Here is a 12,408-nt window from a genome sequence, read left to right as displayed (position 1 = left end):
TCGGATATTGTAGCTCGTTTGGAGAACAATACGATTTTGTTAACCCAATTAAACGATCAACAAAAAATCAGGTCTTAGGTTATTATATGACAAAGAGACCGTTTTCAGCAAATAAAGTCTTTTTAAAGTAAAGACTTTCATTCATGATTTTATATTTTGCAGCTGATTTGTGCTGGTCCATAGTTTGATGCCCTGTGCGGGACGTTTTGTTTTGGACGAGTTTTCGCTCGTTGGGCTGGCTTTGCACATATAATTTTCTGTCGGACCAAATAGATTCTTTGTATTACGGATATCATACTAACATTAACCTATCAATAAAATCGCATGAATTGGAGAAAAATAACGTTTGTTGTCATTGCCCTGATTGTTCTCCTGGGAGGATCGGCGGCTTTGTCAAAACTATTTATTTCGATGAAACCCGAACCCAAACAAGGGCCTGCAGCTGAAGTGAAACGCTATGTGTCAGCCAAGCAGGTTGTTTATGAGGATATCGTCTCGGGAGTTACTGCCTTGGGTGGGGTGATTGCCGGCAATGAGGTGTTGCTGGTAGCTGAAGCAGCCGGGAAAATTGAAGCCGGAGCAGTTAGCCTGAAAAAAGGGGCTTCGTTTAAAAAAGGGCAGCATTTGGCCAGTATCTACAAAGATGAAATGGAGCTGGCCCTGAAAAGCAAAAAAAGTGTTTTTTTGAAAAGTCTGACCAATATTTTGCCCGATCTGAAAATAGACTTTCCGGACAGTTATCAAGCCTTTCAGGATTTCTTCAATCGAATTGATCTGAACAAGGAACTACCGGACATGCCGGCGTACGACAATGAAAAACTGAAAGTTTTTTTGGCGAGTCAGGGGATTCTGAATGATTTCTACAGCATCCGTCAGGATGAAAAACGTTTGGAACGTCACTCCATGTATGCTCCTTTTAACGGCACATTTACACAGGTGAACCACGAAGTAGGAGCGTATGTGAACACTGGGGGGCAAATTGCTAAAATGATTCGCACCGATATGCTGGAGCTGGAAGTTCCTGTTGAAAATGGCTTTTCGAAATGGATTAAACTGGGCGACCGGGTGAAGGTGATTACCGGACAGCACAAAAATTTGGAAGGAACAGTTGTGCGTAAGGCGGCGTTTGTCGATCAGAATTCGCAGTCGCGCAGTGTGTTTGTTAAAGTTACTCCCCAACCCGATGTTGAATTGCTTGCCGGCGAGTTTTTGTCGGTTGAGTTTCCGGGGTATTTAATTGAGGGGGCCATGGAGATTCCCCGCAGTGCGGTGTTCAATACCAATACCGTGTTTACCGTTGTTGACGGTTATTTGCAGAAACAGCAAATCAATATCATTAAAGTAAATACCTCGACCTTAATTTTTGATGGCCTGGACGAAGGAACCTACGTGGTTCAGGAGGCCTTGATCAATGTTAAAGAGCGCACGCCGGTAGAAATACTCAAAGCACAGGTAAGTGGAAATACACCAACGAAAAAGAACAAGGATGAGAAAGGCAGTTGAAACGTTTGTGCGATTTCCGTTCTATGCGAACCTGATTTTGGTTTTCTTGCTGGTAATTGGCGGGTTAAGCATGTATACGATGAAAAAGTCTTTCTTCCCGGAAAGGCCTTCTAAAAATATCTACGTATCGGTTTTTTATCCGGGGGCTTCTCCGGTGGAAATGGAAGAAGGGGTTACTTCGCGTATTGAAGAAGCTGTAAGAGGAATTCCCGGAATTTATGAAATCACTTCAACTTCTTCGGAAAATTCGGCACGGGTACAAATTGAAATTACGGGTGACATCGACATTGATGAAACCTTAATTGAGGTGAAGAATGCGGTGGATGGAATTTCTTCATTTCCTTCGGCTGCCGAGCGCCCCATTGTTTTCAAACAACGAACTACCTCGCGGGCCCTGTTTCTGCGCATGAGTGGCGAAGTGGACCTGATGACCCTGAAGGAATACGCGCAACAGGTTGAAGAAGAGTTGCTGGCTTCAGGAAGAGTGAGTCAGGTGGATATTTATGGATTTCCGCAGTTGGAAATTTCCGTGGAAGCGACCGAACACGATCTGCTGCGTTATGGCATTACTTTTACCGACCTGGAAAATGCCATTTCGCAAAATAACCGGGATGTTTCAGGGGGAGAGATCCGGTCCATGCAGGAAGAATTGATCATTCGTCTGCGATCCCGAAGTGCTGACCCCAATAAAATTGGAGACATCGTCCTGCGGGCGAATATGGATGGAAGCATCATCCGGATTCGCGATGTGGCTGAGGTGAAAAAGAAATTTGCCGATGTGCCCACCAAAAGTTTGCGTAAGGGAAAACCGGTGGTGACCATCAGTATCTCAAAATTGATTGTAGAAGACCTGGAAGATATTGATGAGTATGTCCATCAATATGTGGAAGAATTTAACGCCAGGCATCCGGGAGTCGAAGTTGGGGTGACATTTTCGTTCCTCGAGTTGCTGCATAGTCGTTTGGACTTGCTATACACCAATGGTTTGCAGGGGCTGTTCCTGGTAGTTTTGGCGCTGGCATTTATGCTCAGTACACGACTGGCCTTGTGGGTAGCCTGGGGAATTCCGGCTTCTTTTCTGGCCATGTTTATTGTGGCCAACCTGATGGGAGTAACCATCAATATGATCTCGCTTTTTGGAATGATTCTGGTAATCGGAATTTTGGTGGATGACGGGATTGTGATCGGTGAAAATATTTTCCAGCATTTCGAGATGGGGAAAAGCCCCATGCGTGCAGCCATTGATGGAACAGTGGAGGTGATTCCTGCTGTGCTTACTTCGATTACCACAACCATTATTGCGTTTTCTCCTTTGTTTTTCATTACCGGAAGGATGGAAATGATGCATGAAATGGCTTTCATCGTATGTGCCAGCTTGTTCTTCTCGCTCTTCGAAGCTTTTTTGGTGCTTCCGGCTCACCTTGGAAATGAGCATGTTTTGAGTAAACGAAGCATGGATTCGCGAACAAAGGGATTCCGGAAGTATACCGAGAGAATGTTTAATTGGTTGCGCGACTATGCCTATGATCGCGTATTGAAGCTGATTGTGCAGTGGCGGTATGTCGTTATTGGTGTTCCGCTGGCCATGGTTTTAATAACGGCCGGACTGATCGGTGGGCAAATTATTAAAACCACCTTCTTCCCACGCATGGAGTTCGATTCATTCAACATTAATATCGCCTTCACTCCCGGGCAGGGAGAAGCGCAAACGATGGCTTACCTGACGCGCTTTGAGCAAGCCGTTTGGGAGGTGAACGAGGAGTTGAAAAAAGAATATAACGATACGATTGATATTATTGACAATGCCTTTGTGAATATGGGAGTTGCTTTTGATGGGCAGGAATCGGGGGCACATGCCGGAAATATCAATGTTTTTCCACGGAACTCAGAAGAAACCGGCATCAGTACCTATGAAATAATCAACCGGGTGACTAAGAAAGTGGGGCCCGTGCTGGAAGCGGAGAAGTTTACCATTGGTGCGCGCGGACGGTTTGGCGATCCGGTTTCCATCAGTTTGCTTTCGCGCAACATTGAAGAGTTGGAATCGGGGCGCGATTTCCTGATGGAGAAACTCGAGGAGATGCCCCAACTGAAAGATGTGGTGGATAACAATGCCTTGGGAAAACAAGAGGTTCGGTTAAAACTGAAGCCGATTGCTTACATGCTTGGCCTGACCGAGTCTTCCATTGCCAGTCAGGTGCGCCAAGGGTTTTACGGTGGGCAGGCTCAGCGGATTCAGGAAGGGCGCGATGAATTGCGGATTTGGGTGCGTTACCCAAGGGAAGACCGGACAACCCTGGGCCAAATGGAACGCATGAAAATAAAAACGGTTGCGGGCGATTATCCTTTGGCCGAGCTGGTTGATTATAACCTGGAACGTGGTCCGGTTAACATTCAACGTTTCAATGGGAAACGCGAAATCCGGGTGAGTGCGGAATTGGTTGATCCGGATGCCTCCGTGACCGAAATTCTGGCGCAAATTGAGCAGGGCATCATGCCGGAATTGCTGGCCCTGCATTCAGGAATTCGGGTGGAGTATCAGGGGCAGCAAAAAGAAAGTCAGCGAAACATGTCGGACATGGTTATTTATTTCCCCTTGGCCTTTTTGATGATTGTCTTTATTCTGATGATCAACTTCAAGTCGTTTGAACAACCCTTGTTGATTTTAATTATGATTCCTTTGGCGGTACTCGGATCTATTTGGGGCCACGGTATTCATGGAAAGCCTGTTTCAATTTTAAGTTTGTGGGGAATCGTTGCACTTACCGGGGTGATTGTGAACGATGCCGTTGTATTTCTGGCCAAGTACAATTCGCTTATTGAATCGGGCAAGAAAGTGCGCGAGGCAATTGTTGAGTCCGGTAAAAATCGTCTTCGTCCCATCATTTTAACAACGCTGACCACTTCATTCGGATTATTTCCATTGGTTCTGGAAAAGAGTTTTCAGGCGCAATTTCTGATTCCCATGGCTATTTCGCTGGTGTATGGTGTTGCCTTCGGAACCTTGTTCATCCTGTTGTTCTTCCCGGCGCTGATCATGATCTTGAATGACGTTCGGCGTGTTGTCCGGCAGTTATGGCAGGGGCGTAAATTTGAACCCGAAGAAGTTGAAATTGCTTACCTCCACAGTTTAAGAAAACTGGAAGATGGGCAAGGAGTGAATGACAAAAAATCAAACTAAAAGCACTTTGTAAGTTGCGTTAACGATAGGAATGTGTTTATGAAACAACTAAAAGTTTTTTTCTTACTAATACTGGCAAGCCTGAGTTTAAAGGCTCAACCAAGCCTGAGTCTGGAAGAAGCCATCAAACGATCGCTTGAAAATAATTACGATATCACTTTGGTGAAGCAACAACAGCAGATTGCATCGATCAATAACAGTTGGGGAGCAGCCGGCCGCTATCCGTATATTGGCGTGTCGTTAGGGGCGGATTATGCCTTGAATGATAATGCCAATGAAGACTTTATTCAAAATCGGTTTTCAGGTGGGGTGAACCTGAACTGGACGCTTTTTGATGGTTTTGCTGTGAAGATTACAAAACAACGGTTCGCCGAACTGGAGGAGCTGTCGAAGCAGAATACCGCGATCATGGTGGAGGGGACGATCCAGTCGGTGGTGCTGGCGTATTATGCTGCCTTGCTCGAAAAAGAGCGGCTGAATGTGCTGAACGAAGTGATGTTGTTGTCGGAAGACCGATATCAGCGGATTCAGCAGCGAAAAGAACTTGGTTCGGCAGTGACTTTTGAGGTGCTTCAGGCCCAAAATGCATACCTGACGGATAAAACAAGTTACCTCTCACAACAGGTGTTTTATAAGAATGCCTTGCGCGATCTGGCTTTTTTAATGGCTGATGACAGTGGGGCTTCGTACGAGTTGAATGATGAGTTTCAGGCGATGCCGGTATCTTATGTGTTGGCTGACTTGCAGACTCAAATGGTGGCCAATAATAAAAGTTTGAAAAATCAATACATCAATCAAAACCTCTTGGAGAATGCTATTTTATCGGCTAAAAGTTCATACTACCCAACGCTGTCTTTTGCGGGGGGCGCTACGCATACCCGTACCGGCAATGACTTTGAGAACAGTGGAATTTCATGGAACAATGTCAATAACATGTATGGCAACTTTACGCTGAGCTACAACTTGTTTAGCGGAGGCAACCGGAAAAGGGCTCTTCAGATAGCCCGGCTGGAGGAGGAAAACGGCTTGGTTGAGCTGGAGCAAATGAAGCATGAACTGGATAACAAACTGGCAAATCTGTACGAGTTTTACCTGGTTCGGCAGGAGTTGCTTTCTGTGGCCCGTGAAAATATGGAAGCGGCTAAGCTGAACTTTCAGATTGCCCGGGAGAAGTTTGAAAGCGGTGCCATTAATTCGTTCAATTTTCGCGATGTGCAGCTGATTTATCTGAATACTTCGCTGCAGGAGCTGCAAGCGATTTACAATTTTATTGATACGCATACCGCTTTGCTTCGTATGGTGGGTACCATTGTTCAGCAATATGAATAGTTGGGCTGCTCCTCAGAATAATCAATAATATTTTTAGGCCCGGACAGCGAATGCTCCGGGCTTTTTTTTGCTTGCCCTTGAGACTGGTTTAGAAGTCAAGAATTTGTTGCCAAACATCAGCATGTACCGGTATGCCCAGCCTGCGGTTCTCAGCACGCGTTTGAATGACCCGTTGTCCGGGATAGCGTAAGGTCATTTCCGGGGCCACTTTTTCGGCGGAATGAAAATCATCCAGCACCGCTTGCAGGCTTTGTTGAATGGCCGGAAAGTTAGACAGCTGTTTTAGGTTTATGGCGATAAAAACCTGCGACACCCCATATTCTTCCAGGTGTTGTTGGGTGAGTGCGGAAGTTGATAAACCGGCAGAAAGGATGCTTGCAAATAAGTCCAGCATGAGCGATAAGCCCGCGCCTTTCCAATAGCCAATGGGCAATGGCCGGCCCGATTCAATAATCTCCTGCGGCTGGGTGCTGAGTTCATTGTTGCGGTTGAATCCACCGGGAACAGAAAGTTGCTGCTCCAACTGCTGCATGTTTTCCAGTTTGCCGTATGAAAATTGCGACATCGCCATGTCCAGCACGATTGCCTCGTTTCGGTAGGGAAGGGCAAAGACCAATGGATTGTTGCCCAGTTTGCATTCGCGGGCTCCCCAGGCCGGAAGGTTGGCGATGGTGTTGGTCCAGCCCATAAAGGCGAACCCTTGGCGGGCCGCTTGCCAGCCATAGTATCCACCGCGCATCCAGTGGTTGGTGTTGGCCAGAGCTACGAGCCCCAGGCCTTGCTCCTGGGCTAGTTCCATGGCTCGTTCGGTAGCCTGAAGCGCGTTACTCGGTCCCGGCCCCAATTGGCCGTCCCACTGTTCAATGGCTCCAAGCCGGTTTTGACATTTAGCATCCATTTCTGGTTTGATATAGCCTTTCTGGGTGTAATCCACAAAACGAGGAAACCGGTTGACTCCATGGGAGTAAATGCCATCAAGGCTGTTGGTGGCAAAAATGGAAGCACAGCTTGCTGCTTTTTGTTCCGGAAAGCCTAAGTTGAGCAGTACTTCCAGAAAGCGGGCCTGCATGGTTTCAAAAGCAATTCGGGTAAACTGTTCAGAAGACATGGGCGTGTCGGATTAAAGGGCAAACTCAACGGCTGTGCGTGCATGAATTTCAATGGTGTTCAATAATGGAATGTCGCAGTCTTCCTGTTGAACAAGAAGTGGAATTTCAGTACATCCTAAAATAATGGCTTCAGCGCCTTTTTCCTGCAGTTGCCGAATAATTTGCAGAAAACGGTTTTTACTCTCGGAATTGATTTGATTAAAAACCAATTCGGAACTAATGCACTGCTGGATGAAATTCTGATCGTCCTCTTCCGGAACCAGTGTCTCAATGGCTTGTTCGGTGAGTTTCTCTTTGTAAAAAGGAAGCTCCATGATTGATTTGGTGCCCAGCAAGCCAACTTTTTTATAGGCTGACTGGCTGGCCTGAGTGGCAGTTGCCTCGCCGATGTGAAGCAGCGGAACCCGAAGGGCTTGCTGAATATCTTCTGCAAATTGGTGCATCGTATTAGACGCTATTAGGATGCAGTCGGCACCACTGGCTTCCAGTTTTAGCGCGGCATGTTTTAGAGTCAGCATGATGGATAGCTGGTCTTTTTTTTGGCGCATCGCATCAATTTCTCCAAAGTTCAACGAATAGATAATGACACGAGCTGCGTGCAAGCCGCCCTTTTTTTCATTCATGAAAAGGTTAATCAGGCGGTAGTATTCCATGCTTGATGCCCAATTGATTCCTCCAACAAGTCCGATGGTCTTCATATAGCTTGTTCTGTATTTGTTTTGAATAATATTAACGCCTTCGTTCGTGGCGAAAGCTGTGGATGAATGTATGAAAAACAAAAGAGGGTTGCAACTGCAACCCTCTGGTATCTGCTTCGAGAAGCAATTTTACAATTCTTTGATTTTGATGTTTTTAAACCAAACATCGTTTCCGTGGTCTTGCAAAGCAATGTAACCTTCTTTAGGCACATCCGCCCAGTTTTCGTTCAGGCCCGGAAATTTACTGCCGGCAACCAGTGCTTTCCAGTCATCGGTCCACAAGTGGTATTCAACAACCACTTCGCCGTTTTGCTTGTGAACAACTGTGCCTTGGTAGCAAATGATTTCAACACTGTTCCATCCTCCGGCAGGCTTGGCATTCTGTGGTTTAGCGGGAATCAGGTCGTACAATGAACCTGCTTGGCGGTTACCATCTTTTCCCAGCATGGCGTCCGGATGACGTTCGTTGTCCAGAATCTGCATTTCAGGAGCTGTTTTATAAATTGGCCAATCTTCAACTTCTTCGCCCAGGTAGAAAATTCCGGAGTTCCCGCCTTCAGAAATTTTCCAGTCCAGTTTCAGCTGAAAGTTTTTGAATTTTTTGTCGAAAAGGATGTCACCACCATCCTCAGCTCCAGCTTCACCTTCACCTGAACCTTTGCACATCAGGGTGCCATCAACAATTTGCCATCCGGTAGGGAAGTGGTCTTTGTTGACTCCACGCCAGCCTTCGGATGTTTTTCCGTCAAAAAGAAGCACCCAGCCGGCTTCTTTTTCAGCAGCTGTTAAGGTATTATCGGCGGCAGGCTCTTCCGCTTGGGCCGATTTTTCTTCTTTCGCATCTTCTGCTTTTTTAGTTCCTGTGTTGCAAGCGGTCGCAAATGCAAGTACAGTGGCAAATAGTAGCAAATAAACTCGTCTCATAGGTAAATTAAATTTTAGGTTATCGATTTAAATTATAAAGAATTAAAATGATGCTACGAATTTAATAAAAAACTTGGCAAATTCCGTGGGTGCTGCAGGCTGGATTCGTGGATTTTATCGGAATAAAAGATACCGGAAAAGGATGAGTGAACCGATTTTTAGTGACGGTGTTTTGATGTTGGGTAGGCATGGAAAAATGAGCCTGTCCCGGAGTTGGCATTCATTCCTGACGGTCAGGCTTTCCAGCTTAGCGGAAGGAATGAAAGTGAATTTTTTTGAAAAAAAGCGAATTTCTTTTAGTAATTTAGATTGATATTTAAACCGGCCACATCCTTGTGGTAATATTCAAAATTAGATAGCATATGAGTACTCAAAAGCCAAAGCGAATAGGAATTTTAACAGCCGGGGGAGATTGCCCGGGACTAAATGCTGCTATTAGAGGAGTTGGGAAAACAGCAATTGTCGACTACGGCATGGAGGTCATTGGATTTACCGCTGGATTTTCTGGTCTGATTGAAAAGGATTTTGTTGAACTTAAAGAGTCGCATCTTTCCGGTATTCTGACTTTGGGAGGAACCATTTTGGGAACATCCCGCGAGAAACCTTATAAGGTGGTGAAAGATGGCGAAAATGATAAGCCGGAATTAATCAAACAGCATTACCAGGAATTGGGTTTGGATGCTGTTGTTTGTATTGGGGGCAATGGAACGATGAAAACCGCTGCGCGCCTGCAGCAAGAAGGTCTGAATGTAGTAGGTATCCCCAAAACCATTGACAACGATGTGTGGGGGACAGATGTAACTTTCGGTTTTGACTCGGCTGTGCAGATTGCCACCGAGGCCATCGACCGACTGCATACCACGGCCAACTCGCACCAACGGGTTATGATTATTGAAGTGATGGGACATCATGCCGGATGGATTGCCTTGTATGCCGGAATGGCTGGCGGAGGCGACATCATTCTGATTCCGGAAGTGGAGTATAATATCCGTTCGATTTGTAAAAAAATAGAACAGCGCTACCAAAGCAATAAGCCTTACTCCATTGTGGTTGTTGCTGAAGGGATCGATCATCCCAAAAAAGTATCAGCCGCAGCGCATGTTGGCGAGGCCATTCATACTTTTACTGGGATTGAAACCCGCGAAACAGTGCTAGGCTACGTGCAGCGCGGAGGAAGCCCCAGCCCGATGGACCGGATATTGGCTACCCGCTATGGTTCGTTTGCGGCCCAGTGCATCGCCGAGGGGAACTTTGGTTCGATGGTTGCCGTGCGCAATAACTTGCTGACTACAGTTCCGCTGGAAGAAGTTGGGGGTAAGCTGAGCCTGGTTGAAGCGGATAATCCGCTAATTATGAAAGCCCGGAAAATGGGAGTTGCTTTTGGCGATGAATACGAATTGATGTAAAAATAAGTGACTGATATAAAACAGGAATCCCGGCTTTTTAGCCGGGATTTTTTGTTTGCAGCCCATTCTTATTTGGTAAAGGTCTGCTTATTTCTTTTCAACCGGTGCATTGAAGCGAAAGCCAATGCCGTGCAGGTTGATGATTTTAATGTTGGAATCACTTTTAAGGTACTTGCGTAAGCGCGAAATAAACACGTCCAGGCTTCGGCCCAGGTAGTAATCATCCGATCCCCATACATTTTTGAGAATGTCTGATCGGCTTAGGACCGAGTTGGCATGCTCGCAGAAATACTTCAGCAATTCAGCTTCCTTATAAGTCAGGGTGCGTTTTTCGTTGCCGTACTGAAGGGTTAAATGATCAAACAAAAAGTTGAAGTGGCCGACCTGATAGTTGTTTTGTTCTTCAGATTCAAGGGTGTCGGTATGGCTTCGTTTTAGAAAAACTTTGATGCGCAGCAAGAGTTCTTCCATGCTAAAAGGCTTGGTAATGTAGTCATCGCCACCAATGTTAAACCCGTTAATTTTATCCTCAGTCATGGCTTTGGCAGTCAAAAACAAAATGGGAATGGACTGATCCTTTTTCCGAATTTTTTTCGCCAGCGAGAATCCATCCAGTTTGGGTAACATGACATCCAGCAGACATAGGTCGAAGGAGTTTTGTGCATAGGTTGCAAAGGCTTCTTCGCCATTTTCGGCTGAAGTTACTTCGTAACCCGCTTCTTCCAGGTTGTCGCGTATGATAAAGTTGAGGGTTTTGTCGTCTTCAACCAACAGAATTTTTTTCCCGGTAAGTTCCATAGTACAATACGGTGAAATAATTAGTGTTCTGTGTTTAATTTTGAATACCTGATTTCCGGAGAAAAGGCATGTTTTAAGCTTTCTTTTTCGGAATCGTAATGGTAAATATACTTCCTTTTGGTGAATTATCAGAGACTTCAATGCGCCAGTGATGGCGGGTGGTGATTTTATTGACATAATCAAGTCCCAGCCCAAATCCCTTTACATTGTGGATGTCGCCTGTTGGAATCCGATAGAACCGATTGAAGATCTCTTTGCGGTATTCCTTGGCGATTCCAATTCCGTTATCGGCAATTTCAATTTGAAACCCTTTTTTGGATTGACTGATTCGGACCTCAATTTTGGGATCCTCGTCGCAATACTTAATTGCATTGTCCAGAATGTTGAAAATAACATTTGAAAAATGCAAGGGGTCGGCTTCTACCGTGGCCTCCTCCAATTCGCTGCGGAAAGTAATGCGATACTGATTCCCGTTTTGACTGGTTTTAAAATCAGCAATGCTTTTCTGAATGAAACGATTTAATTCAACTGACTCCAGGTCCAGCTGAAGCTGTTGCTTTTCGATACTGGCCATTTGCAATACCTTGTCAACCTGTGCTGATAAGCGTTGGGTTTGTTCGGCTATAATCTGGCTGTAGTCCTTCAGCCGTTGGGGGTGCTCAATAATTTTAGGATCAGCAAGAACCTTGGACGAAAGGTCAATCGAAGCAATGGGGGTTCGAAACTCGTGCGTCAGGTTATTGATGAAGTTTTTCTGAATTTCGCTTAACTGCCGCTGCTTAAAAATGACATACAAGGTGTAGCCAAAAAACAAAATGATGATGAGCAAAAAGCCGTTGACGACATACCAGGCATGTACCTGGCTGCTGTAGTATTTTGACCGGCTGGGAAAGTATACCCCAAAGTAGTAGGTGTATTTTTCGCAAACCGGCAGACCACAATCAAGCTTGGCTGTCTGCGCTTTATAATGTTGTTCAAACAGCCGTTCTTCCGCCAGACAATCGTCTGATTGCTTGCTGGTCGGGTAGATTTGAGTCAAGGTATCATTATTTTCGGTGAGGTGCTTGCCATACACCATCTTCTCGTTTTCGCAATCGTAAATGGCATATTCAAAATCCACATTCAGGTTGTGGTTCTTAAACTCCTGAACAAGGAAATGCTCCAGCAATCCCGGATGAATATCTTCGTTGACATTCACCACGTAATAGTTGTTGGAAATTTGGTCCACCGCATTGGGGAGGTCTACTTTTTGGGTTGATCCATGAACCTGCTGGTTGTAGGAAACCAGTTTTTGAGCCACCACATTCAAGGCTTTGGTGGTTGCTTCGTGAAACTTTTTTTCATTCAGGTTGACCGTGTTTCGTAAGAAAAAAAACTGAATCAGGATAATTCCCAAAACGGAAAAAGTGGCTAAAATGATGACGTATCTTAAGGTGTTTCTTCCCATGGTTGTAACATAC

Annotated in this window: 9 protein-coding genes; 4 read left to right on the top strand and 5 right to left on the bottom strand. The window is 45.5% G+C overall.

Features of this window, described 5'->3' with window-relative positions:
• Positions 1-324: 324 nt before the first annotated feature.
• Genes ACRD6K_RS16940 through ACRD6K_RS16930 form a run of 3 tightly spaced genes read left to right on the top strand, consistent with a single transcriptional unit; the run spans position 325 to position 6,013 of the window.
• The gene (locus ACRD6K_RS16940; RefSeq protein ID WP_430974246.1) at positions 325-1,503 is read left to right on the top strand and encodes an efflux RND transporter periplasmic adaptor subunit; all 1,179 of its coding nucleotides are present in this window, start codon (positions 325-327) and stop codon (positions 1,501-1,503) included.
• Positions 1,487-4,684, top strand: coding sequence for an efflux RND transporter permease subunit (locus ACRD6K_RS16935; RefSeq protein ID WP_430974245.1), 3,198 nt, complete (start codon positions 1,487-1,489; stop codon positions 4,682-4,684). Before ACRD6K_RS16940 ends, ACRD6K_RS16935 begins: the two co-directional genes overlap by 17 nt.
• Before the next feature lie 39 nt (positions 4,685-4,723).
• Positions 4,724-6,013 (top strand): TolC family protein, encoded by a 1,290-nt coding sequence (locus ACRD6K_RS16930; RefSeq protein WP_430974244.1) that lies wholly within the window; start codon positions 4,724-4,726, stop codon positions 6,011-6,013.
• Between the two features lie 88 nt (positions 6,014-6,101).
• On the opposite strand, the gene yiaK is transcribed toward ACRD6K_RS16930, so the two are convergent.
• From yiaK to ACRD6K_RS16915, 3 genes are all read right to left on the bottom strand, one after another.
• Positions 6,102-7,121 (bottom strand): 3-dehydro-L-gulonate 2-dehydrogenase, encoded by a 1,020-nt coding sequence (gene yiaK / locus ACRD6K_RS16925; protein WP_430974243.1) that lies wholly within the window; start codon positions 7,119-7,121, stop codon positions 6,102-6,104.
• Between the two features lie 12 nt (positions 7,122-7,133).
• Complete coding sequence (locus ACRD6K_RS16920; RefSeq protein WP_430974242.1) at positions 7,134-7,820, bottom strand: aspartate/glutamate racemase family protein; 687 nt, start codon at positions 7,818-7,820, stop codon at positions 7,134-7,136.
• Positions 7,821-7,949: 129 nt separating this feature from the next.
• The gene (locus ACRD6K_RS16915; RefSeq protein ID WP_430974241.1) at positions 7,950-8,744 is read right to left on the bottom strand and encodes a 3-keto-disaccharide hydrolase; all 795 of its coding nucleotides are present in this window, start codon (positions 8,742-8,744) and stop codon (positions 7,950-7,952) included.
• Between the two features lie 362 nt (positions 8,745-9,106).
• Here ACRD6K_RS16915 and ACRD6K_RS16910 point away from each other — a divergent pair, with 362 nt between their 5' ends.
• Positions 9,107-10,150 (top strand): ATP-dependent 6-phosphofructokinase, encoded by a 1,044-nt coding sequence (locus ACRD6K_RS16910; RefSeq protein WP_299583422.1) that lies wholly within the window; start codon positions 9,107-9,109, stop codon positions 10,148-10,150.
• An 87-nt stretch (positions 10,151-10,237) separates the two neighbouring features.
• Here ACRD6K_RS16910 and ACRD6K_RS16905 read toward each other — a convergent pair whose 3' ends face one another.
• Both ACRD6K_RS16905 and ACRD6K_RS16900 read right to left on the bottom strand, forming a co-directional pair.
• Positions 10,238-10,948: a response regulator transcription factor gene (locus ACRD6K_RS16905; RefSeq protein ID WP_430974240.1), complete on the bottom strand. Its 711-nt coding sequence runs from the start codon at positions 10,946-10,948 to the stop codon at positions 10,238-10,240.
• Between the two features lie 73 nt (positions 10,949-11,021).
• Positions 11,022-12,395: a sensor histidine kinase gene (locus tag ACRD6K_RS16900; protein ID WP_430974239.1), complete on the bottom strand. Its 1,374-nt coding sequence runs from the start codon at positions 12,393-12,395 to the stop codon at positions 11,022-11,024.
• Positions 12,396-12,408 lie beyond the last annotated feature (13 nt).

It is taken from the genome of Sunxiuqinia rutila (genome assembly GCF_050589705.1).
Lineage (GTDB): Bacteria > Bacteroidota > Bacteroidia > Bacteroidales > Prolixibacteraceae > Sunxiuqinia > Sunxiuqinia rutila.
This window is presented reverse-complemented; position numbering and strand designations above follow the sequence as displayed.